This is a genomic window from Pseudoflavonifractor sp., assembly GCF_050943825.1.
Lineage (GTDB): Bacteria > Bacillota > Clostridia > Oscillospirales > Oscillospiraceae > Pseudoflavonifractor.
In genome coordinates, this window is record NZ_JBMNPX010000009.1 from 51,095 (window position 1) to 73,314 (window position 22,220).

18 protein-coding genes are annotated in these 22,220 nt (G+C 61.8%); 12 read left to right on the forward strand and 6 right to left on the reverse strand.

Going from position 1 to position 22,220, the window contains the following annotated elements:
• Positions 1 to 142: 142 nt before the first annotated feature.
• Genes xdhC through ACOX7T_RS09210 form a run of 4 tightly spaced genes read right to left on the reverse strand, consistent with a single transcriptional unit; the run spans position 143 to position 4,591 of the window.
• Positions 143 to 649 carry a xanthine dehydrogenase subunit XdhC gene (gene xdhC, locus ACOX7T_RS09195; protein WP_433442033.1) on the reverse strand — a complete coding sequence of 169 codons (507 nt, stop codon included), beginning with the start codon at positions 647 to 649 and terminating at the stop codon, positions 143 to 145.
• Positions 642 to 1,529 carry a xanthine dehydrogenase subunit XdhB gene (xdhB, locus tag ACOX7T_RS09200; RefSeq protein WP_433442035.1) on the reverse strand — a complete coding sequence of 296 codons (888 nt, stop codon included), beginning with the start codon at positions 1,527 to 1,529 and terminating at the stop codon, positions 642 to 644. The genes xdhC and xdhB overlap by 8 nt, the downstream gene beginning before the upstream one ends.
• A gap of 14 nt (positions 1,530 to 1,543) precedes the next feature.
• A complete protein-coding gene (xdhA, locus tag ACOX7T_RS09205) occupies positions 1,544 to 3,829 on the reverse strand; it encodes a xanthine dehydrogenase subunit XdhA (protein WP_433442037.1) in 2,286 nt (761 codons plus the stop codon).
• Between the two features lie 54 nt (positions 3,830 to 3,883).
• A complete protein-coding gene (locus ACOX7T_RS09210; RefSeq protein WP_433442039.1) occupies positions 3,884 to 4,591 on the reverse strand; it encodes a Crp/Fnr family transcriptional regulator in 708 nt (235 codons plus the stop codon).
• Between the two features lie 1,182 nt (positions 4,592 to 5,773).
• On the opposite strand from ACOX7T_RS09210, the gene ACOX7T_RS09215 reads away from it, so the two are divergent.
• The 8 genes from ACOX7T_RS09215 to ACOX7T_RS09250 all read left to right on the forward strand — a co-directional run bounded on the left by ACOX7T_RS09215 (position 5,774) and on the right by ACOX7T_RS09250 (position 14,756).
• Positions 5,774 to 6,700, forward strand: coding sequence for an ABC transporter permease (locus ACOX7T_RS09215; protein WP_433442041.1), 927 nt, complete (start codon positions 5,774 to 5,776; stop codon positions 6,698 to 6,700).
• 13 nt (positions 6,701 to 6,713) lie between these two features.
• On the forward strand, positions 6,714 to 7,658 hold the full coding sequence (locus ACOX7T_RS09220; RefSeq protein ID WP_433442043.1) for an ABC transporter permease: 945 nt from the start codon (positions 6,714 to 6,716) through the stop codon (positions 7,656 to 7,658).
• 9 nt (positions 7,659 to 7,667) lie between these two features.
• Positions 7,668 to 8,666, forward strand: coding sequence for an ABC transporter ATP-binding protein (locus tag ACOX7T_RS09225; RefSeq protein ID WP_433442045.1), 999 nt, complete (start codon positions 7,668 to 7,670; stop codon positions 8,664 to 8,666).
• Positions 8,663 to 9,652, forward strand: a complete 990-nt coding sequence (locus ACOX7T_RS09230; RefSeq protein ID WP_433442047.1) for an ABC transporter ATP-binding protein — start codon at positions 8,663 to 8,665, stop codon at positions 9,650 to 9,652. The genes ACOX7T_RS09225 and ACOX7T_RS09230 overlap by 4 nt, the downstream gene beginning before the upstream one ends.
• Before the next feature lie 25 nt (positions 9,653 to 9,677).
• Positions 9,678 to 11,318 carry a peptide ABC transporter substrate-binding protein gene (locus ACOX7T_RS09235; RefSeq protein WP_433442049.1) on the forward strand — a complete coding sequence of 547 codons (1,641 nt, stop codon included), beginning with the start codon at positions 9,678 to 9,680 and terminating at the stop codon, positions 11,316 to 11,318.
• A gap of 76 nt (positions 11,319 to 11,394) precedes the next feature.
• On the forward strand, positions 11,395 to 12,483 hold the full coding sequence (locus tag ACOX7T_RS09240) for a M42 family metallopeptidase (protein ID WP_433442051.1): 1,089 nt from the start codon (positions 11,395 to 11,397) through the stop codon (positions 12,481 to 12,483).
• Between the two features lie 17 nt (positions 12,484 to 12,500).
• Positions 12,501 to 13,379 (forward strand): DUF4438 domain-containing protein, encoded by an 879-nt coding sequence (locus ACOX7T_RS09245; RefSeq protein ID WP_433442053.1) that lies wholly within the window; start codon positions 12,501 to 12,503, stop codon positions 13,377 to 13,379.
• A 3-nt stretch (positions 13,380 to 13,382) separates the two neighbouring features.
• On the forward strand, positions 13,383 to 14,756 hold the full coding sequence (locus ACOX7T_RS09250; protein ID WP_433442055.1) for an MATE family efflux transporter: 1,374 nt from the start codon (positions 13,383 to 13,385) through the stop codon (positions 14,754 to 14,756).
• 59 nt (positions 14,757 to 14,815) lie between these two features.
• Here the strand turns inward: ACOX7T_RS09250 and ACOX7T_RS09255 are convergent, their stop codons facing one another.
• Positions 14,816 to 15,622: a MurR/RpiR family transcriptional regulator gene (locus tag ACOX7T_RS09255; RefSeq protein ID WP_433442057.1), complete on the reverse strand. Its 807-nt coding sequence runs from the start codon at positions 15,620 to 15,622 to the stop codon at positions 14,816 to 14,818.
• Between the two features lie 187 nt (positions 15,623 to 15,809).
• Positions 15,810 to 16,712 (reverse strand): LysR family transcriptional regulator, encoded by a 903-nt coding sequence (locus ACOX7T_RS09260; protein ID WP_433442119.1) that lies wholly within the window; start codon positions 16,710 to 16,712, stop codon positions 15,810 to 15,812.
• A gap of 170 nt (positions 16,713 to 16,882) precedes the next feature.
• Here ACOX7T_RS09260 and hypB point away from each other — a divergent pair, with 170 nt between their 5' ends.
• From hypB to ACOX7T_RS09280, 4 genes are all read left to right on the forward strand, one after another.
• The gene (hypB, locus tag ACOX7T_RS09265) at positions 16,883 to 17,548 is read left to right on the forward strand and encodes a hydrogenase nickel incorporation protein HypB (protein WP_433442059.1); all 666 of its coding nucleotides are present in this window, start codon (positions 16,883 to 16,885) and stop codon (positions 17,546 to 17,548) included.
• Positions 17,549 to 17,648: 100 nt separating this feature from the next.
• Entirely contained in the window at positions 17,649 to 20,267 is a 2,619-nt protein-coding gene (locus ACOX7T_RS09270) for an FAD-dependent oxidoreductase (RefSeq protein WP_433442121.1), read from the forward strand.
• 26 nt (positions 20,268 to 20,293) lie between these two features.
• The gene (locus ACOX7T_RS09275) at positions 20,294 to 20,641 is read left to right on the forward strand and encodes a hydrogenase maturation nickel metallochaperone HypA (protein WP_433442061.1); all 348 of its coding nucleotides are present in this window, start codon (positions 20,294 to 20,296) and stop codon (positions 20,639 to 20,641) included.
• A 28-nt stretch (positions 20,642 to 20,669) separates the two neighbouring features.
• A complete protein-coding gene (locus ACOX7T_RS09280; protein WP_433442063.1) occupies positions 20,670 to 22,220 on the forward strand; it encodes a phytoene desaturase family protein in 1,551 nt (516 codons plus the stop codon).

A 22,220-nucleotide genomic window follows, 5' to 3' on the forward strand; every position in this document is an offset into this window, starting at 1 on the left:
AATAACTATTTTTTAGCTAAAGGTGGTAGGAAATCCCTCCGACTGGTCGTACACATCTCTCACAGTTTGGATTGGACACTGACACAGCCGGAGGGCTCAACAATTGGCTAGGATATGGATTCAGGCGCTTTCTTCGGGGCAGTTATACCGCGTCCGCCTCGGCGTTCTTGCCAAGCCGGCGCAGCATGGTCTTTTTCACGGCGCGGAAGATGTTCTCATAGCCGGTGCAGCGGCACAGATGTCCGGACAGCATCTTCCGGATCTCATCGTCGGAGAACTCCCGGCCGGCGGCCAGCAGCTCCGCGGCGCTCATCACAAAGCCGGGGGTGCAGAAGCCGCACTGCACCGCGGCCTCGTCGATGAAGGCCTGCTGGATGTCGGAGATCTCGCCGTTGGGGCCAGCCAGGCCCTCCAGGGTCACAATCTCCTTGCCGTCGGCCCAGACGGCCAGATAGATACAGGAGTTGAAGGTCTCGCCGTTGATGAGCACGTTGCAGGCGCCGCACTCGCCCACCTCGCACCCCTTCTTCACGCTGGTCAGGCGGAAGTCATTCCGAAGCATGTCGGTGAGAGAGGCCCGTACATCCACCATCTTCTCAACCTTTTTGCCGTTGATGGTGCAGGATACCAGCTTATACTGATTAGGCATGGATTTCACCTCCCGAAAGACGGATTGCCTCCCTGAGCCCCCGCTCGGCCAGCACCACGGCGATGTGCTCCCGGAAGTCCTTGGAAGCTCTCCAGCTGTCTCTGGGGTGGATGTCCTCCAGCACAGCCTGGGCCGCGGCCTTGACTGCCTCCTCGGTGACCGGCTGGCCCTTGGCCCGCTCCTCGGCGTGGACGGCGCGCATGGGAATGGGGCCTGCCACACCGTAGGCGATGCGCACATCCTCCATGGTCTTCTTGTCCTCCGAGAGCTTGACGTTGACCGAGCAGCCGATGGTGGCGATGTCCATGGCGTTGCGCATGGCGTACTTGATGTAATGTCCCTTGTACCCCTCATAGGAGTCCTTGGGGATGATGATGGCGGTCTGCAGCTCGCCGGGACGCAGGTTCACCTGGCCCGCCTTGATGTAGAACGCCTGGATGGGCATGCGCCGCACCCCCTCGGGGCCGGTGATCTCCACGATGGCATCCCAGGCGAAGAGGGTGGAGGCGGAATCGGCAGAGGTGACGCCGTTGCAGGTGTTGCCGCCGATGGTGCCGATGTTGCGGATCTGAGGGCCGCCCACCATATCCACCGCCTCGCCCAGCACCTTGATGTGCTTCTGGATCAGGGGGTCACGGGTGATGTGGGAGAAGCTGGTGAGGGAGCCGATCCGGAGGGAGCCGTCCTCCTCATAGGACACGCCCCGCAGCTCATCCAGCATGTAGATGCTCACCAGCTCTTTGCCGGCACGCTTTCCTTCCCGGATCTGGACCAGCACGTCACTGCCGCCGGCGATGATCTGGGCCTCCGGATGCTCCACCAGAAGCTGTACCGCGTGGGATACGCTCTCAGCCTCATAGAGCGCTTTGATATCATACATAGACTGCTGCCTCCTTAGATCAGACCTTCTTCACGGAATCTGCGGAACAAAACATGGGGATTGACCGGCGCCTCGTCCACGGCCACGCCGGTGGCGTGATAGATGGCGTTGCGGATGGCGGGGGCCACCGAGCAGGCGGGCGGCTCACCCAGAGCCTTGGTGCCGAAGGCGCTGGTGGGTTCGGGATTCTCCACGAAATAGGCTCTCAGACGGGGGTGGTCCATAAAGGTGGAGAGCTTGTAGTCCAGCAGGTTGTTGTTCAGAGCCCGGCCGGTCTTGGGGTCGAACATCAGCTTCTCCGACAGGCCGTAGCCGATGCCCATGCTCATGCCGCCGTGGACCTGGGCCTCGGCCAGAGCCGGGTTGATGATGGTGCCCGCGTCGTGGACGTTCACGATGTCCAGGAGCTTCACCTTGCACAGGGGGATATCCACCTCCACCTCGGCGAAGGTGCAGCCGAAGGAGTAGGCGTTGGACTTAATCTGGGAGGTGCTCTCGGCGGTGATGTGCTGGCTGTCGGTCAGGCTGTACAGGGCCTCGGTGGCCAGCTCGCCCAGGGTCATCAGCACCCGGCCGTCGGTGATGCGGACAATGTTGCCGTCCACGATGTCCAGGTTGTAGGGGGGCATCCGGGTCAGCTGGTGGGCGTACTTCAGGATGCGCTCCTTGAGCAGGGCGCCGGTCTGCCGGATGGAGAAGCCGGCGGTGTAGGTCTGGCGGGAGGCGTAGGCGCCGGTGCCGAAGGGGGTCACGTCGGTATCCTGGCAGGAGACCAGGTGGACGTTCTCCACGGGCACGCCCACCGTGTCCGCCGTCATCTGGGCGAAGGCGGTGTCGGCGCCCTGGCCGATCTCGGTCTCGCCCAGCTGGACCTGGAGGGAGCCGTCCTGGTTGAGCACCATGCGGCAGGAGGAGGTCTCCAGCGAGATAGGCCACACGGCGGTGTTGTACCAGAACACGGACATGCCCACGCCACGGCGCACATCGCCGGTCTGGTTCTGGTACTCCTTGTATTTGCGGAGATAGTCAATCTCCTTCATGCCCTTGTCCATGCACTGGTTGAAGGTGTCGGAGTAGAGCTCGTTCTTGGAGAAGGGATCCGTAAAGCCCACAGGCATCAGGTTCTTCCGGCGGAACTCGATGGGGTCCAGCCCCAGCTTGGCGCACACGTCTTCAGTGTGGCACTCCACCGCCCACATGGCCTGGGGGATGCCGTAGCCGCGCATGGCGCCCGCCACCGACTTGTTGGTGAACACGGTGTAGGCATCGGCCTCCACGTTGTCGCAGGGGTAGAGCTGGGGGAAGCAGCCCATGCCCTTGGCGGCGATGCTGTGGCCGTGGGAGGCGTAGGCGCCCTGGTCGGAGAAGGCCTCCAGCTTGCGGGCGGCGTAGGTGCCGTCGGGCCGCACCCAGGAGATGATGTGGCTGCGGATGGCGTGGCGCACACGGTTGGAGACAAAGGTGTCCTCACGGGGGATGTCGATCTTCACCAGATGGCCGCCCAGCTGGGTGCACAGCCAGGCGCACAGGGGCTCGTAGAGCACATCCTGCTTGTTGCCGAAGCCGCCGCCGATGTAGGGTTTGATGACCTGAATCTTGCCCCAGGGGAGACCCAGGGCCTGGCCCACCACCCGGCGGACAATGTGGGGAATCTGGGTGGAGCTGACAATCTTAATCCGGTCCCCCGTCATCTCGGCGGTACAGATAAAGTTCTCGATGTGGCAGTGCTGGACGGTGGGGGTGTCGTACCAGCCCTCCACCTTGATGAGGCCGGGCTCCTTGATGGCCTCCTCATAGTTGCCCTTGCGGATGGAGGTGTGTTTGAGGATGTTGTTGGGGTAATCCTCATGGAGCTGGGGGGCTCCGTCCTTCATGGCCTCCTGGACGTCCAGGACAAAGGGGTACTCCTCGTACTCCACCTTGATGGCCCGCAGGGCCTGGGCGGCTGCCACCTCATCCTCCGCCACCACGGCGGCGATGTCGTCGCCATAGAAGCGAACCCGGTCGGTGAGGACCAGCCGGTCGGCCACGTCCTGGTGGCTCTCGTCGGTGGACCAGGGGTGTCCCGCGGTGGGGAAATAGTGCTTCTCCTTCAGGTCGAAGCAGGTAAATACCCTGACCACGCCGGGAATGGCCTCAGCGGCCGACACATCCATGGACACCACCCGTCCGTTGGGAATGGTGGCGTGCAGAATCTGGGCCACATATGCGCCCTCGTCGCACAGATCGTCGGTATATTTTGTGCGTCCGGTCACCTTGTCATAGGCATCTACCCGGGTAACTTTTTTTCCTACATACATGGTGCTTTCCTCCTGTTTCCTGATGGCTGAAGGGGGCGCCCGTAGGATGGGCCCTCAGCCGTTGACATGGTGTTCCACGTGGGTCTTCATCTGATAAAATCCCTCCCGGGGGATGACAACCTTCCCTTTCCGCATCTGGATCAGTCCCATCTCCTCCAGATGCTTGATGCTCCGGTTGAGGGTTTTCACGGAAAAGCCTATCTCCTCCGTCAGCTGGGGCCTGGTCTTTTTCAGCTCCAGGTATTCGGGCTGAGGCTGCCGCTGTTCAAACAGACGGATGAGGTGGACCATCAGCCGGTCCTTTCCCTCCATAAAGAGGTACTTTCTGGCCTCCGCCGTCTGGGTAATCAGCCGGTGCATGTTCTCCTGGGTGCGCATGAACAGCGCGTCCACGTCCATGCGCATCCACTCCATGTAGCACTCCGCCGGGATGGTGAGCACCCGGCACTTTGTAGCCGCCAGGATGCTGATGCGGTAGCAGGGCAGACCGGCAAAGCACTCAATCTCGCCGAAAAAGTCTCCCGGTCCGAAGTCCTTGAAGGGGTAGCACCGGTCGTGGGCCGGCCACTCCACCCCCGTCACCGTTCCGGAGAGAATCATAAAAATCTGGGTGCACTCCGTCCCCGCTTTGATAAAGGTCTGGTTGGCCGGAATCTCCACCAGAGACATGTAGTACCGGACCTCTTCAGTGCAGTTGCGGAAGAGAAGCTCCATGTACGCTCGCTTTTCCTGGGGCAGTTCTTTAAAGATTTCCAAATACATCCATCTCCTTGGAATGTACAGCTTCCAGAATCAGCAAATGGTACAGATATCTCTCCCTGTAAACCCATTATATCCGCTATATCTCACAACTAGAAAGGCCATGCGACCTTTTCTGAGGCGTTTTCTACCCTCCGAATTGTACAATTTATCATAGGTTTTTTTCACAATATGACCAGAACACCTCTGATATCTACTCCTCACAGGCTCTGGGCAGGCCCATTCCGCTCCGTGACCCTTCGCAAACCAAAATCCGGGATTCAGCCCAGCCAAATTCCGGATTTTGGTCCCGGTCTATGCAACCAACATGGCACTGTGCTGCTACGGTTCATCCCCACCGGCATGGGGGCAGCATGGATAATGCATAGATAACGGCTGCTAAGAAGGGTCATCCCCACTTGGGTGGGGCTATATACGCAGCGCCATCAGCTGTATGGTCAACGTCGGTTCATCCCCACACCCGTGGGGCGCACAGGGCCTGGCTGTCCCAGCTGCTTTCCTGACCGGCATGTCCCTTATTCTTATTTTACACCAATACACGCACCATGGCCAGAGTGTTTATATCCCAATGCATCTCTCTCCCATTCTGCCTGTTTCGACGAAATCATTCATTTATTCTCCTCCCCCTGTCTCTCCCTGGCGGTCGCTCCCTCTATATACATTTGTCTCTACAATGTGTACATTCTTTTTTCCTGCTGCCAATGCTTTATCTTTCCTCTCCCAAAACAAGACAAAAGTCTATTAAAAACAGTTTTTCGTTTCTCATTCCGTGAGTTTTCCAGAAAACTCCATTCTATAATTCGCCTCGTTTTCTTTTGTCCTCGTTGTGTGGAACATGTCCTCCATTCGCGCACCTTTTTATTATATATTCATTTTATATTTGAATAAAATTCATTGCAAACATTTTGTTGCAAAATATATTCATAATGAAACATTTTGAAAATCGCCACTTGCAAGAGAAAAACACCATATGTTTTTTTCTTTATAATGCAGATGATTTACATTTTATATTTGTATTTTATCACAGCAATTTGACAGAGAAAAAAGTTTTTTCGACACTTCTCATTTTTACTCTTGCATTATTATTCGATTCGCTATATAATTCATATCAAATTTGGGAAAGAGATTCAATGCTTTCACTTTCTTTGATACTTCTTCCCACTCCCAGGAAGGCAGGAGAATCACATGCTGAACTACATTGTCAGACGCGTGCTCATTGGTATATTGACCATGCTGTTTCTGATTACGGCCACTTTCTTCTTAATGCGCATTATCCCGGGTTCTCCTTTCATCAACGACGATGAATCGGTGGCCGCGCAGAAGCAGTATGAACAGCTGGAGCGCAAGTACGGGCTGGACAAGCCGCTGCTGGAGCAGTACGGCATCTACATGAACGGCCTGATCCACGGAGACCTGGGCGAGTCCCTGATCCGCAAGGGCAAGACCGTTGTGGATATCATCGGCACCACCGCTCCGGTCACCATGCGGCTGGGCCTGACCGCCTTTGTCTTCTCCATGGTGGTGGGCATCGGCCTGGGTATTGCCGCGGCGCTGTCCAAACGCAGATGGGTCAACAACTTTGTCATGCTGCTGTCCACCATTGGCGTCAGCGTCCCCAACTTCCTGCTGGCCGTGTTCCTGATGCTGGTGTTCTGTGTAGGCTTGGGGCTCTTCCCAACCATCGGCCTGAAGACGCCGCTGCACTACGTGCTGCCCACCATCGCCGTCTCCCTCCACCCCATCGCCATGATCTCCCGTCTGACCCGCACCAGCATGATGGAGGTCATGCGGCAGGACTACATGATTCTGGCCCGGTCCAAGGGCACGCCCAAGTGGCAGGTCATCATCAAGCACGGCCTGCGCAACGCCCTGCTGCCGGTGGTGACCTACGCCGGCCCTCTGATCGCCAGCCTGCTGACCGGCAGCTTTGTGGTGGAGACCCTGTTCTCCATCCCCGGTATCGGCTCTGAGTTCGTCAGCAGCGTTACCAACCGTGACTACACCCTGATTATGGGTCTGACCATCTTCATGGGCTTCCTGGTCATTGTTATGAACCTTCTCTCCGACTTGGTGGCCGCCGCGGTGGACCCCCGGATCAAACTGGACAAGTAAGCAGGTGACTGACATGAAGGAAATCATCAAGCAAGCCTCCGCCCCCAATCCGCTGCCGCCCGACGCCTTCGAGCCGCTGCCGGCATCGGAAAAGAACGCCGAGTTCATCGCAATGGAGTCCAAGACCTTCCTGCAGGACGCCTGGCGCAACTTCCGGCGCAACAAGCTGGCGCTCATCAGCCTGTGCTTCATCATTCTCATGTGTCTGATGGCCATCTTTGTCCCCATCCTCTCCCCCTACACCTATGACGGCATGGACGGCAGCGCCCTCAACCAGCTGCCCTCCCTCCAGCACTGGTTCGGCACCGACAAGTTCGGCCGGGATATCTTTGTGCGCGTCATGTTCGGCGCCCGCATCTCCCTGGCCGTGGGCTTTGCCGCCGCCGGCATCAACATGGTCATCGGCATTGTCTACGGCGGCATCGCCGGATATGTGGGCGGCAAGGCCGACCTCATCATGATGCGGGTGGTGGACATGCTCTACTCCATCCCCAACCTGCTGTACATCATCCTGATCATGCTCATCTTCGGCAGCAACATGTTCTCCGTGCTGCTGGGCATCTGTATCTCCTCCTGGGTAGGCATGGCCCGTCTGGTGCGGACCCAGGTCATGTCCCTGAAGGAGCAGGAGTTCTCCCTGGCCGCCTTTGTCATGGGCGCCAGCAAGTCCAGAATCCTGTTCAAGCACCTGATCATCAACTCCATCGGCCCCATCATCGTCTCCCTGACCCTGATGGTCCCGTCGGCCATCTTCCAGGAGTCCTTCCTGGGCTTCGTGGGCATCGGCATCTCCGCCCCCATGTCCAGCTGGGGCACCCTGGCCAACGACGCCCGGCTGGTCATCAACAGCTATCCGCTGCAGATTGTGTGGCCGGTGCTGTCCATCTGTCTGACCATGCTGGCCCTGAACTTCCTGGGCGACGGCCTGGGCGAGGCCCTGGACCCCAAGAAACGGTAGGTGAATGTCATGTCTGTTCTCAGCGTAGAGCACCTTTCAACTGAATTTTCCACCGAGCAGGGGACGGTACGCGCCGTCCGGGACGTGTCCTTTACCGTGGAAAAGGGCGAAATCCTGGGCATCGTGGGCGAGTCCGGCTCGGGCAAGAGCGTCACCATGTTCTCCATCATGGGCCTGCTGGCCGGCAACGGCACCGTTACCTCCGGCAAGGTGATGCTCGACGGCACCGACCTGTCCGTGTCCAGCTTCCCCTCCCCCAAGGAGTACGAGAAAAAGATGCAGGCCACCCGCGGCAACGAGATGGCCATGATCTTCCAGGACCCCATGACCTTCCTCAACCCGGTGCTGCGGATTGAGACCCAGCTGGTGGAGCCCATTATGAACCACACCAAACTCTCCCGGAAGGAGGCAGTGGCCCGGGCCATCGAGCTCATGCGCAAGGTTGGCATCCCCTCCCCGGAGAAGCGGATCAAGCAGTATCCCCACCAGTTCTCCGGCGGCATGCGCCAGCGCATCATCATCGCCATCGCCCTGGCCTGCAACCCCAAGCTCATCATCGCCGACGAGCCCACCACCGCCCTGGACGTGACCATCCAGGCCCAGGTGCTGGACCTGATTGCCGACCTGAAGGAGGAATTCAACTCCTCGGTCATCCTCATCACCCACGACCTGGGCGTGGTGGCCCAGGTGTGCGACCGGGTGCTGATTATGTACGGCGGCAAAATTGTGGAGCAGGGCACGGCGGAGGAGATCTTCTACTCCCCCAACCACCCCTACACCAAGGGACTGCTCAGCTGCGTCACCAACCCGGAGGCGGACGACAGCGTCCTCACGCCCATCCCCGGCTCTCCCCCCGACCTGCTCAAGCCCCCCGCCGGCTGCCCCTTCCTGGACCGCTGTGAGCACGCCATGAAGATCTGCCGGGACTACATGCCGGAGGAGACCGTATTCAGTCCCACCCACTCCAGCTGCTGCTGGCTCAATCAGAGAGAGGGGGCGAGCCAATGACCGAGCCCATTTTAAAGGTGGACCAGTGCTGCACCTGGTTTGACGTGACCAAGGGCGTCCTGGCCAAAAAGCAGATCGTCAAGGCGGTCAACGGCGTGTCCTTTGAGATCTACCCCGGAGAGTCCTTCGGCCTGGTGGACGAGTCCGGCTGCGGAAAGAGCACCCTGGGCCGCACCATTGTGAAAATCTACTCCCCCGCCTCGGGCCATATCTACTACAAGGGCACCGACATCACCACCCTGAAGGGCGCCCAGCTGCGGGACTACCGCAGGCAGGTCCAGATGATCTTCCAGGACCCCTACGCCTCCCTGGACCCCCGCATGACCGTGGGCGAGATCATCCGGGAGCCCATGGACATCCACCATCTGTACACCCCTCAGGAGCGCGAGGACCGGGTGGTGGAGCTGCTGCGGACCGTGGGCCTCAAGCCCGACCACATCCGCCGCTACCCCCACGAGTTCTCCGGCGGCCAGCGGCAGCGCATCGGCATCGCCCGCACCCTGGCCCTCAACCCCGAATTCATCGTCTGTGACGAGCCCATCTCCGCCCTGGACGTGTCCATCCAGGCCCAGGTCATCAACCTGCTGGAGGAGATTCAGGAGCGGACCGGCCTGTCCTACCTCTTCATCGCCCACGACCTGTCCATGGTCAAGCATATCTCCGACCGCATCGGCGTGATGTACCTGGGTCATATCGTGGAGACCGGCCCCAGCAACGAGCTCTACCGCAATCCCCTCCACCCCTACACCCAGGCGCTTCTGTCCGCCATCCCCATCCCCGACCCCCACACCGCCCGGGCCCGGAAGCGTATTGTGCTGGAGGGCGAGATCCCGACCCCCATCAATCCCAAGCCCTGCTGTCCCTTCGCCACCCGCTGCCCCAAGGCCAGCCCGCGCTGCTTCCAGTCCACGCCCCCCACTGTTCAGGTGGACGGGAGACAGGTGAGCTGCTTCCTGTATGAAGAGAGCGGTTCCTCCGCTTCCTGAAAACGCAAAAAGGAGAGAGAGAATTATGAAGAAGATCACACGACTGCTGGCCTGTGCCCTCAGCCTGGCTCTGCTGGCCGGCTGCGCGCCGTCCACCCCCAGCGAGACCGGCTCCGGCGATTCCCCCGACGGTACCCACACCTTTACCTACGGCATCTCCAGCGAGCCCGATTACCTGGACCCCGCTATCTGCATGAACTCCAACACCAGCGCCGTTCTGGCCCAGCTCTACTTCCCCCTGTTCCGCTATGATGAGCACGGCAACGTCCAGAACATGGCCTGCGAGAGCTACACCGTCAGCGACGACGGCCTGACCTACACCTTCAAGCTGGTGGAGGGCAACACCTGGAGCGACGGCCAGCCCGTCACCGCCGCCGACTATGAGTACGGCATGAAGCGCAGCATCGGCTACGGTCCTGACTCCGCCTACGCCTACCTGCTGTACAGCACCGTGGCGGGCGGCGCCGAGGCCAACGAGAACATGCTGGACGTGGCCGACATGACCGACGTGGGCATCCACGCCCTGGATGACACCACCCTGGAGATCACCCTGGCCGCCCCCTGCCCCTACTTCACCGGCCTGCTGAGCAACGTGGTGGCCTATCCCCTCCGCAGCGACTTCGCCGTGGAGCATGAGAGCACCTGGGCCAACGACCCCGCCGTGCCCACCAACGGCGCCTTCAAGCTGGAGGCCGTCCGGGACAAGGAAGAGGTGGTCATGGTAAAGAACGAGCACTATGTCTACGCCGACCAGGTCCAGACCGACACCCTGATCGCCAAGATCATCACCGATCCCCAGGCTCAGCTCTCCGCCTTCCAGACCGGCGAGCTGGATCTGGCCCTGTATGTCCCCGCCGACGTGTCCGTCAACTACGCCGATGACCCCGCCCTCATCCATCTGGACCCTGTGGTGTCCAACACCTTCCTGTGGATGAACTGCACCGGCGAAACCAACCCCGCCCTGGCCAACGCCGACGTCCGCCGCGCCCTGTCCATGGCCATTGACCGTGAGCAGCTGCTGGTCCTCATCGGCGCCAACGACACCAAGTACCCCCTCTACGGCTACGTGCCCAAGGGCATGGCCGATGCCGACGGCGGCGACTTCCGTGAGAACGCCGATGCCGACGGCCGCTACGCCGACTACGACCTGGAGCAGGCCAAGGCCCTGATGGAGTCCGCCGGATACAACGAGAACAACCGTATGCCTCTGACCATCAGCTACATCGGCACCAGCGGCAATACCGATATCTGCGTGGCCCTTCAGGCCATGTGGAAGGAGATCTACGTGGACGTGGAGCTGAGCGCCGCCGAGCAGAAGGCCTATGCCCAGGCCCGTAAGGCCGGCCAGTACGAGGTGGCCACCGGCTCCACCAGCGCCGACTATCTGGACCCCTTCTACTATCTGGAGCGCTGGGTGTCCTACAACCAGTCCTACAAGCAGGTCAACGATACCACCTATGACGCCATGATCGAGGAGGCCAACGCCCAGACCGATCCCGCCAAGCGTATGGAGATGCTCCACGAGGCCGAGAAGTATCTGGTGGAGGAGAACGCCTATACCATCCCCCTGTACGGCTCCGGCGCGGTGGCTCTGATGAACACCGCTGTCTCCGGCCTCAAGCACGATCCCACCAACTCCGTCTACTTCGACGGCCTGACTTACTGATCAGTCTGCGCCAAACGGCGCGCCACTTCCGGCGCGCCGTTTGGTTCCCCATCACGGGCTGAGGAAAGGAACCGATATGAATTGTTCAACCGAAACCCTCTCACTGATGGAGACCCTCACCCAGGCCGTCGGCGTCTCCGGTCAGGAGCGGCAGGTCTGCCGCCTGCTGGCAGACTATTATAAGGACGTATCCGACGAGATTGTCCGCGACTACAACGGCTCTCTCTTTGCCGTCAAGCGCTCCAAGGCGCCCAACCCCTTCCGGGTGATGGTGGCCGCCCACAGCGACGAGGTGGGCCTGGTGGTCCGCCAGATCCGCCCCAACGGCCTGATCCGGGCCCATGTCATCGGCGGGCTGTGGGAGGACGTGCTGCCCGGCGCCCGGGTGCGCATGCGCACCGACCAGGGCAGGGAATTCAAGGGCTGTGTCTCCGCCCTGTCCGTCAAGATTCTCCGGGAACGGATCGGCAGCGGCCGGGTACCTCTGGACCAGCTCTACCTGGACTTCGGCTTCCTCAGCGAGGAGGACGCCAGGAGCCAGGGCGTGCTGGAGGGCTGTCAGATTGTGGTGGACGGCCCCTTTGAGGTGCTCAACGGCGGTCAGAGACTGCTCTCCAAGGCCTGGGACGACCGCTTCGGCTGTATTCTGGGCGTGGAGCTGCTGCGCAGTCTGCGGGACGTGGAGCTGCCCTTTGACCTGTATGTGGGCGCCGATGTGCAGGAGGAGGTAGGCCTGCGGGGCGCCCGCACCGCCTCCAACCTGGTCAAGCCCGACCTGGCCATCATCCTGGACTGCACCGCCGCCAACGACGTGGACCGCTTTGAGCCCCCCTGCGGCGGCATCGGCCAGGGCGTCATGGTCCGTTTCGCCGACGGCACCTATCTGCCCAACCGCACCATGTTTCTGGACTACCTGGACCTGCTCCGCAGCCGGAACATTCCCTATCAGTTCCACCAGTCCAAGGGCGGCACCGACGCCGGGTGCATCAATACCTCCGGTCTGGCCGTGCCCGCCCTCACCGCCTGCATCTGCGCCCGCAACGTCCACACCGGCAGCCTGATGATCGACGCCGGGGACTACCTCCACTGCCTGGAGGCGGTCACCGCCTTTGTCTCCCAGCTGGACCGTGAGAAGCTGGAGCGCTACCGCAACAACAACGCATAAGAAAGGAAGTCTTTGTTATGAGTCTGGCTACCAACCGGGACAAAATCGTCCGCCAGTCCGTCATGGGCCGGGTGCACCACCCCGTCCTCACCCCCCAGAAGGTCTACCGGGTAGGCAGCGACGGCGGCGCCCGCTTCACCCCCGCCCACGGCGCCATCACCTACGACATTGAGATTGGCGACAGCTGCATGGGCCTGGTGGGCGACCACATCGAGCCCGGCGTCAGCTCCAAGAACGCCGACGACATCGAGAACCGTGCCTACACCCACCTGTCCTGCATCGGCAACGTGGCCGAGGTGGTCACCGGCAAGGCCGCCGGCGACAAGGGCTTTGTCACCGGCACCCACGGCGGCATCGACCATGTGATGATCTGGTTCTCCCAGGAGACCCTGAACAAGATGGTCTGCGACGACAAGATCCTTGTCAAGGCCTACGGCCAGGGTCTGGCCCTGGTGGATTACCCCCAGGTCAAGCTGATGAGCGTGGACCCCGATCTCTTTGACAAGCTGAACATCCAGGAGGAGGACGGCCATCTGGTGGTGCCCGTGTCCGCCGTGATCCCCGCCTACCTCATGGGCTCCGGCCTGGGCGCCATGGAGGTCTTCGGCAGCGACTACGACATCATGACCCGCGACCCCGCCTCCCGGGCCGAGTTCCACCTGGACGACCTCCGCTTCGGCGACCTGGTGTTCATCCAGGACCACCAGTGCTTCCACGGCCCCGACTACCTGCGGGGCTCCGGCACAGTGGGCGTGATCATCCACGGTGACTCCAACCTGGCCGGCCACGGCCCCGGCGTCACCCCCATCATGACCTGCCGTGAGCCTGTTCTGGTGCCCAAGCTGGACCGCAGCGCCAACATCGCCTTCTATCTGGGCACCAAGCAGCCCAGTTAACCCATGGATACCGTCAAGCTTGGAACCGGCAATATCCGCAGCATCTTCTTCTCCCTGGCAGGCCCGTCCATCCTGGCCCAGATCGTGACCGTCATCTACAACATGGTGGACCGGATCTACATCAGCCAGCTCCCGGACAGCCGGAGCATGATGGCCGCCATCGGCATCACCGCCCCCATCTCCCTGATCGTCACCGCCTTCACCGCCCTGCTGGGCAACGGCGGCGCCCCTCTGTGCGCCATCTGTCTGGGCCGGGGCGAGACGGAGAAGGGCGAGCGCATCATGTCCAACAGCTTCGGTGCGCTGATGGCTGTGGGCGCGGTGATTATGGCGGTGTGCCTGGCCTTCGGCGAGCCCCTGCTCTACGCCTTCGGCGCCCGGGGCGTCACCCTGGAGTACGCCCTCTCCTACCTGCGGATCTACATCTGCGGCACCTTCTTCGTCCAGATCTCCGTGGGTATGAACGCCTACATCAACACCCAGGGCTTTGCCAAAATGGGCATGCTCACCGTGGCCACCGGCGCGCTGCTCAACGTGGTGCTGGACCCCATCATGATCTACGGCCTGCACATGGATGTGGCGGGCGCCGCCCTGGCCACCGTCATCTCCCAGGGTGTGTCCGCCGTGATGGTCATGCGCTTTCTCCTGGTAGGCGGCAGCACCCTGCGGCTGCGCTGGTCCCTCATGAAGCCCAACTGGCCCATCCTGCGGCAGATCATGCTGCTGGGCGTATCCCCCTTTATCATGAAGCTGACCGAGAGTCTGCTGTCCATCGCCTTCAACAACCAGCTCTACCGCTTCGGCGGGGACCTGGCCGTCAGCGTGATGACCATTATGAACAGCGTCTGGCAGATGGCCCAGCTGATGACCCACGGCTTTACCGACGGCGCCCAGCCCATCCTGGGCTACAACTACGGCGCCGGAAAGCTGGACCGGGTGCGCTCTGCCTTCCGGCTGGAGCTGCTCACCTGCTGGGGCTGGACACTGCTGTGCGCCGTGGTCGTGCTGGCCTTCCCCTCCCTGTTCCTGCGGATATTCAACGCCGACGCGGAGACCATGGTTGCCGGTCCGGCCATGCTGCGGGTGTACTTCTTCGGCATGATCTGTTACGGAGCCTTCAACGCCTGCCAGCAGGCCTACATCGCCCTGGGCAACGCCAAGAGCTCCCTGTTCTTTGCCGTGTTCCGCAAGGTCATTCTCCTCATCCCCCTGATTTACCTCTTCCCCGCCCTCTTCCAGGGCGACAAGGTGCTGGCTGTACTGGCCGCAGAGCCGGTGGCGGACATTGTCTCCACCGCCGTGGGCGGCGCCTGCTTCTTCTCCTTTTACCGCAAAAAGCTCAGTACCCAGCCTGCTGCCCCCGGGAAGCCGGTATGAACACACAAAAAGCACCCCTGAACCCAATCGGTTCAGGGGCGCTTCTTTTTATCCGATTTCTATGGTTTTCCGCTTTTCTGCCCTCTGCCGGGCTCCTCCTCCGCCTGGGCCAGACTGCTGCCCAGAAAGACAATGAGAATCTCAATAAACACGAAATTGATGGCCTGCTGGTCCAGGAAGTAGTCCGTGGTCACCATCCGGGTTGTGGGGAGCACCACCTGATAGGTGGCGTAGGGTGCCATCTGACTGTCCCGGTGCATGGTGATCAGCACCGTGGTCACGCCCTGCTGGAAGGAGGAGCGGATAGCCTCCCGGATCACAGGCGTCTCACCGCTGACGGAGAAGTAGATATGCACGTCTCCCGCCCTGCCTGCGGCGGACAGGTCCCGCACCAGCACCGCCTCGGTCACCGCCTCGGCGTCAAAATTCAGCGTGTGGAAGTGGTGGCGCAGCTGCTGGGCGCTGTATCCGTTGCGGTTCATGCCAAAAATCTTCACCCGGCGGGCGTGGATAATCTGCTGGGCAATCTCCCCCATCCGGCTGTCATCCACGCATTCGGAGATTTTCCGCACCGCCGTCTCATAGTAGGAGGCCACCTGCTGAACCCGGTTGGCGCTCTCCTCCTGTGTGACCAGTCCGGCGTGTACAAACAGAGAGAAGTCATACCGGAACTCTGTAAAGCCGGAGTAGCCCAGCTTCTGCGTAAAGCGCAGCACTGCTGAGCGGGACGCGCCGCACAGCTCCGCCAGCTCGGCAATGTTTACCCGCACCGTTTCCGCCTGGTGCGCAAGCACATAGTCGGAAATTTTCCGCTCTGTATTGGTCAGCCTGGAGGAGTGGTACTCCAAACGCTCCAAAAAGTTCACTGTTTCGCCCCCGTCCCCATTGCTCAGGCAGCTTTTTCCGCCCTTCCCCCGGCCTTTTGCGGAGAAAGGGTCCTCTGTCAGTGGTTTTTCTGCCGTCGGAGCGTCCTTGCTCCGGGCTGTCTGCATTTGTTTTATTATACCAACCGCCGGAGCTCTTTGCAACCAAAGGGGCGGCGGGTTTTTCTCCTCATTCCGCCGGATAGGCGGGGATGGGGTGGAGGGCATAGTACCGCTGGGCGTACTGGAGCAGCCGGGCGGGCAGGTCGTCCTCACCGCAGTAGAGGGGTACGCAGCCGCAGAGGTAGCCCTCGCAGGGCAGAATCAGCCGCCGGATGCGGACGTCCGGGTTGGTCACCCGCAGAGCCATGGCCGAGTTCAGTGTGGCCACTCCGATATTCTCCGCCATAGTGTTGATAATGTCCAGATTATGGCTGGAGGCCAGGGAGATCCGGGGGTGGATCTGGGTGAGGACGCAGCAGTAGTCAAAAAACTGCCGCATGGCATTTTCCGGCGATCCGGTGATGAGGGCCTCCCCAGCCAGGGCCCGGAACTCCAGCGGCCCCTCCTCCGCCGCCAGAGGGTGGGTCTTGTGCATGGCGGCGTACATGTGGTCGGTAACAATGCGGCTGGTGCGGAACAGGTTCTCCGGAAAGGGGTTGATGAGAAAGGCCACGTCCAGCCGGTTGTGGAGCAGCTTCTGGATGCACTGCTCCTTGGACCACTCCTGGATCTCCACCTGCACCTCCGGGTGGCGCCGCTGGTACTCCAGCAGGTAATCCGCCCCGCCGCCGCTGGCAATGCCGTAGGCAAAGCCGATACACAGCTTCTGCCGCTCTCCCTTCCCCGTCCCCAGCGCCTGCTGAGACGCCCGGTAGAGCTCCAGAATCTGCCGGTAATAGGGGTAGAGACGATGGGCCGCCTCGGTGGGCTGGGCGCCCATGCGGCTGCGGTCAAAGAGGGTCTGCCCCACCTCCGCCTCCAGAGCCCGGATCTGTCTGCTGAGGCCCTGCTGGGTGATGAACAGGGTCCGGCTGGCCCGGGAAAAGCTTCTGGCCTCATACAGGGAGAGAAATGCCTCAATTACCTTCATCTGCACTGTCTGTCCCCCCATTTTCGTCCTGTCGAATCTTTGATTTCACTATACAATATTTTGTTGTGGACTGCAACGACAAGTTGTTTATTTACGGTCTCAGGAGCAGCTGATACAATCTATGTAGATAATTTCACAATCTCTGCCGGAATGGAGGAGGCGTTGCCGCAATGGCCTTTAAGGTGATTGAAATCAAGCAGGGAATTCTGGAGCACAACGACCGGGACGCAGAGCAGCTCCGGGGGCGGCTGAAGGAAAAGGGCGTGTTTCTGCTCAACCTGATGTCCAGCCCGGGCAGCGGAAAGACCACCACCCTGATGGGCACCATCCCCAGGCTGCAGGAGAGGCTGCGGGTGGGCGTGATGGAGGCGGACATCGACTCGGACGTGGATGCTCGGACGGTGTCGGCCACCGGAGCCAGGGTCATCCAGCTCCACACCGGCGGCATGTGCCACCTGGACGCGGAGATGACCCGCCAGGGCCTGGAGGAGCTGGGCACCGAGGAGCTGGACCTTATCATCCTGGAGAACGTGGGCAATCTGGTGTGCCCGGCGGAGTTCGACACCGGCGCGGTGAAGAACGCGGTGATTCTCAGCGTACCCGAGGGGGACGACAAGCCCCTGAAGTACCCCCTGATGTTCACCGTGGCCGACGTGCTGCTGGTCAACAAGATGGACGCTGCCTCCTTCTTCGACTTTGACCTGGAGGCCCTGACCCAGCGGGTCCACGCCATCAATCCCAGGGTGGAGATCATCCCCATCTCGGCCAAGACCGGAGAGGGCATGGACCGGTGGTGCGCCTGGCTGGAGGAGCAGGTGGCACAGTGGAAGAAATGACCGTCTGAGGCAGGCGGAACATCACAACAGGAGGGAATGCGAGATGGCAGCCAGAAAGAACATCATCAAGCTGGCAAAGAAAATCAGCGGCCCGGTGGCCATGCTCATCACCCTGGATGAGAACGCCCCGGAATACAAGGTCCTCAACTGCGTCGTCACCGACGAGATGGCCGAGGTGGCCCTGGCCATGGAGCTGCGCAAGCCCTTCCCCATCGAAACCATCGCAAAGCGGTGCGGGAAGCCGGTGGACGAGACCCAGCGGCTGGTGAACCAGCTGGCCGGGGCCGGCGTGTGTATCTTCCACTCGGAAAACGGGGTGGACGTGTACGAGCTGCCTGTGTTTGTCCCCGGCGTCATGGAAAAGATGATGAACAACCGGGCCCAGTGCGAGAAGCACCCGGAGATCCCCGCCGGCTTTGAGGAGTACGCCCGGCTGCGGGGCGGACTGCTCTCACCCAAGCTGCCCGTTGGCGCGTCCCCCATGCGGGTCATCCCCATCCAGAGCGCCATCGACGGCGACAGCCACAGCGTGCCCTATGAGGAGGTGGCCACCATCCTCAACAAGAGCACCCGCTTCGCCGTAGCCGACTGCTCCTGCCGCACCTCCCGGCGTCTGCTGGGCGAGGGCTGCGGCCATCTGGAGAAGGATATGTGCCTCCAGCTCAACGCCGGCGCCGAGTACTGCATCCGCACCGGCCGCGCCCGGGAGATCACCCGGGAGGAGGCCTTTGAGATCATCCGCAAGGCCGAGGAGAACGGCCTGATGCACTCGGTGCCCAACATCGACGGCGAGGAGACCTACGCCATCTGCAACTGCTGCGGCTGCGGCTGCTACGCCATCCGCAACGCCGCCTACTACAACGCCCCCGACATGGTCCGCTCCAACTATGTGGCTGAGACCGACAGCGAGAAGTGCGTGGCCTGCGGCCAGTGCGTGGAGAACTGCCCGGTGAACGCCCTCAAGCTGGGCGAAAAGCTGTGCGGCACGGCGGATGAGAAGCAGTCCGAGACCCTCTCCCCCCGTGACCACGTCTGGTCCAGGGACCACTGGAACGTGGACTACCGGGAGAACCGGGAGAACGTGATGGAGTCGGGCACCTCCCCCTGCAAGGCGGCCTGTCCCGCCCACATCGCCGTCCAGGGCTACATCAAGCTGGCCGCCCAGGGGCGGTACATGGAGGCCCTGGAGCTTATCAAGAAGGAGAACCCCTTCCCCGCCGTGTGCGGCCGCATCTGCCCCCGCAGCTGCGAGAGCGCCTGCACCCGGGGCGACGTGGATGAGCCGGTGGCCGTGGACGAGATCAAGAAGTTCATCGCCGACCGGGAGCTGTCCCGCTCGGACCGCTTCATTCCCCCCAAGGCCCACGACTACGGCAAGTCCATCGCCGTCATCGGTGCCGGTCCCGCCGGTCTGAGCTGCGCCTACTTCCTGGCGGTGGATGGCTACCGGGTCACCGTGTTTGAAAAGGAGCAGGTGCTGGGCGGCATGCTCACCCTGGGTATCCCCTCCTTCCGCCTGGAGCGGCAGATCATCGAGGCGGAAATCGACATCCTGCGGGACCTGGGCGTCACCTTCCGCACCGGCGTGGAGGTGGGCCGGGACCTGACCCTGGACGACCTGCGTGCCCAGGGCTTTGAGGCCTTCTACGTGGCCATCGGCGCTCAGGGCGGCAAGACCCTGGGTCTGGCCGGCGAGGACGCCCAGGGCGTCATGACCGGCGTGGACTTCCTCCGCTCCATCAACCTGGGCAAGGGCCAGCCCCTCCACGGCAAGGTGCTGGTGGTGGGCGGCGGCAACGTGGCCATCGACGTAGCCCGTGCCGCAGTCCGCGAGCAGGCCCAGTCGGTGGACATGTACTGTCTGGAGAGCCGGGAGGAGATGCCCGCGCTGGACGAGGAGATTGAGGAGGCCGAGAGCGAAGCCATCACCATCCACAACGGCTGGGGTCCCAAGCGGCTGGAGGTCAAGGACGGCAAGATCCAGGCCGTGGAGTTCATGCGCTGCCTGTCCGTCTTTGACGCGGACCACCATTTCTCCCCCAAGTACGACGAGAATGACACCGTCACCGTGGCGGCCGACTGGGTGCTGCTGAGCATCGGCCAGGAGATCCGCTGGGGCGGACTGCTGGAGGGCAGCGGTGTGGAGCTGGGCCGGGGCAAGACCGCCCAGGCCGACCCCCTCACCTGGCAGACCGGACAGCCCGACGTGTTTGTGGGCGGCGACTGCTGCACCGGCCCCAAGTTCGCCATCGACGCCATCGCCTCGGGCAAGCAGGGCGCTATCTCCATCCACCGCTTTGTGTGGGAGGGCGTGAGCATGACCGCAGGACGGGACCGCCGGGTGTACAAGCCCCTGGACAAGGCCTCCGCCAGCCTGGAGAGCTTCGACCGGATGCCCCGCCAGCGCCCCCAGCACAAGGCCCTGCCCAAGGACAGCTTCCAGGACGGCCGGTGCACCTTCACCGAGGAGCAGCTGCGGCGTGAGACCGAGCGCTGCCTGGGCTGCGGCGCGGTGGTGCTCAACCAGGAGATGTGCATCGGCTGCGGCCAGTGCACCACCAAGTGCAAGTTCGACGCCATCCACCTTGTCAAAAAGTATAATGTAACCTACAATACCTATGAGCAGATCCCCCTGAAGATGACCCCCAACATGGTCAAGCGGGTGGGCAAGATCGCCGTGCGCTCCGTAAAGGACGCCATCACCGGCAAGGGGAAATAAACCGCCCGGAGAGGAGAGTGCGCCCCATGCATGAGCTGGGTCTGGTGTTCCAGATGGCAAAGGTGGTGGAGGAGTCCCTGGCCGGGGAGGAGGATATCACCGCCATCGACACGGTGGTGGTGGAGATCGGCGAGATCTCCTCGGTGGTGCCCCACTACTTTGAGTCCTGCTTCCCGGCGGCCGCCTCCCGGTGCCCCCTGTTTGAGGGGGCCAGGCTGGTCATCGAAAAAATTCCCGCCGTGGCCCGCTGCAAGGGCTGCGGAACCGTGTTCCCCGTGGTGGAGCACGAGGGCTACTGCCCCGACTGCGGCAGCTTTGACAAGGATCTGCTCAGCGGACGGGAATTCAACATCAAGGAGGTCGTGGTCCGCTGAGGACCCGGCCCCGATACAGGAGGTTTCCATGGATAAACAAGATATCAGGCGCTATGACGTGGTGGTCATCGGCGCCGGCAACGGCGGTCTGACCGCCGCCATCCGGGTGCTCCAGGGCGGGTATTCCTGCCTGCTGCTGGAGAAGCACAACCTGCCCGGCGGCTTTGCCACCAGCTTCAAGCGGGGCCGCTTCGAGTTCGAGGCCAGCCTCCACGAGCTCAACGACTTCGGCTCCCCCGAAGAGCCCGGCGACATCCGCACCCTGTTCCGCAGCCTGGGCGTGGAGGACAAGATCGACTGGATCCGCATTCCCGAGGCCTATCACCTCATCACCACCGACAAGAAGTACGACTGCGAAATGCCCTTCGGCATCAAGGCCTTCATCGACAAGATGGAGGAGTATGTCCCCGGCTCCCGCAAGTCCATGACCGACTTCTTCGACCTGTGCAACGAAGTGCGGGACGCCCAGACCTACTCCAACTCGGTCAACGGCAACACTGACTCCAACTATATGAAGTCCCACTTCCCCAACTTCATCAAGGCGGGCAGCTACTCGGTCAACGAGGTGCTGGAGTCCCTGAAGATGCCCCAGGAGGCCCGTGACATTCTCAACGCCTACTGGTGCTACCTGGGCGTGGACTGCGACCGCATGAGCTTCCTGCACTACGGCTCCATGGTCATCCGGTACATCACCCGGGACGCCTGGATGCCCAGAATGCGCTCTCACGAGATCAGCCTGGCCATGGATCAGCGGATCCGGGAGCTGGGCGGCCACATCTGGTACCACTCCGAGGCCGAGACCATCCTCACCGACGACAACAACGCCATCCGGGGCGTCCGCCTCACCGACGGCACCGAGATCGCCACCCGCCACGTCATCGCCAACTGCTCTCCCCATCTGGTGTTCGGCAAGATGCTGGAGAAGAAGTCGGTCACCGAGCAGATGATCCGGGCCACCAACTCCCGTACCTTCGCCGGCCGCGGCTTCACCCTGTTCCTGGGCCTGAACAAGTCCGCCGAGGAGCTGGGCATCAAGAGCCACAACTACTTCATCTACGACACCGCCGACTCGGTGAAGCAGTACGACCTGATGCGGAAGGTGGACACCAACCACGTCCAGGCCACCGTGTGCCTCAACAACGCCTTCCCCGAGTGCTCCCCGCCGGGCACCTGCATGATGTACTTCACCACCATGTTCATGTCCGACGACTGGGGCAATGTGAGCGAGACCGAGTACTTCAAGGCCAAGGATAAGGTGGCCGACGACATGATCCGGGTCTTTGAGCGGGAAACCGGCTGCAAGATCCGGGACGCCATTGAGGAGATCGCCGTGGCCTCCCCCACCACCTACGCCCGGTACTGCGGCCATCCCCAGGGCGTCATCTACGGCTACGAGACCGCCGAATGGGACAGCCTCATGCCCCGCATGATGATGATGAAGGAGGACGCCGCCCTCTCTCCCGGCCTCCGGTTCGCCGGCGGCTACGCCATGCGCTCCAGCGGCTATTCCAGCTCCTACGTCTCCGGCGACCTGTCCGGCCGCCAGACTGTGGGCGATCTCAAGCGGGAGGTGAAGTGA

Excerpts from the sequence above, each read along its gene's own strand:
- xdhC (WP_433442033.1), bottom strand. The coding sequence starts at position 649 with ATGCCTAATCAGTATAAGCTGGTATCCTGCACCATCAACGGCAAAAAG.
- xdhB (WP_433442035.1), bottom strand. The coding sequence starts at position 1,529 with ATGTATGATATCAAAGCGCTCTATGAGGCTGAGAGCGTATCCCACGCG.
- xdhA (WP_433442037.1), bottom strand. The coding sequence starts at position 3,829 with ATGTATGTAGGAAAAAAAGTTACCCGGGTAGATGCCTATGACAAGGTG.
- ACOX7T_RS09210 (WP_433442039.1), bottom strand. The coding sequence starts at position 4,591 with ATGTATTTGGAAATCTTTAAAGAACTGCCCCAGGAAAAGCGAGCGTAC.
- ACOX7T_RS09215 (WP_433442041.1), top strand. The coding sequence starts at position 5,774 with ATGCTGAACTACATTGTCAGACGCGTGCTCATTGGTATATTGACCATG.
- ACOX7T_RS09220 (WP_433442043.1), top strand. The coding sequence starts at position 6,714 with ATGAAGGAAATCATCAAGCAAGCCTCCGCCCCCAATCCGCTGCCGCCC.
- ACOX7T_RS09225 (WP_433442045.1), top strand. The coding sequence starts at position 7,668 with ATGTCTGTTCTCAGCGTAGAGCACCTTTCAACTGAATTTTCCACCGAG.
- ACOX7T_RS09230 (WP_433442047.1), top strand. The coding sequence starts at position 8,663 with ATGACCGAGCCCATTTTAAAGGTGGACCAGTGCTGCACCTGGTTTGAC.
- ACOX7T_RS09235 (WP_433442049.1), top strand. The coding sequence starts at position 9,678 with ATGAAGAAGATCACACGACTGCTGGCCTGTGCCCTCAGCCTGGCTCTG.
- ACOX7T_RS09240 (WP_433442051.1), top strand. The coding sequence starts at position 11,395 with ATGAATTGTTCAACCGAAACCCTCTCACTGATGGAGACCCTCACCCAG.
- ACOX7T_RS09245 (WP_433442053.1), top strand. The coding sequence starts at position 12,501 with ATGAGTCTGGCTACCAACCGGGACAAAATCGTCCGCCAGTCCGTCATG.
- ACOX7T_RS09250 (WP_433442055.1), top strand. The coding sequence starts at position 13,383 with ATGGATACCGTCAAGCTTGGAACCGGCAATATCCGCAGCATCTTCTTC.
- ACOX7T_RS09260 (WP_433442119.1), bottom strand. The coding sequence starts at position 16,712 with ATGAAGGTAATTGAGGCATTTCTCTCCCTGTATGAGGCCAGAAGCTTT.
- hypB (WP_433442059.1), top strand. The coding sequence starts at position 16,883 with ATGGCCTTTAAGGTGATTGAAATCAAGCAGGGAATTCTGGAGCACAAC.
- ACOX7T_RS09270 (WP_433442121.1), top strand. The coding sequence starts at position 17,649 with ATGCTCATCACCCTGGATGAGAACGCCCCGGAATACAAGGTCCTCAAC.
- ACOX7T_RS09275 (WP_433442061.1), top strand. The coding sequence starts at position 20,294 with ATGCATGAGCTGGGTCTGGTGTTCCAGATGGCAAAGGTGGTGGAGGAG.
- ACOX7T_RS09280 (WP_433442063.1), top strand. The coding sequence starts at position 20,670 with ATGGATAAACAAGATATCAGGCGCTATGACGTGGTGGTCATCGGCGCC.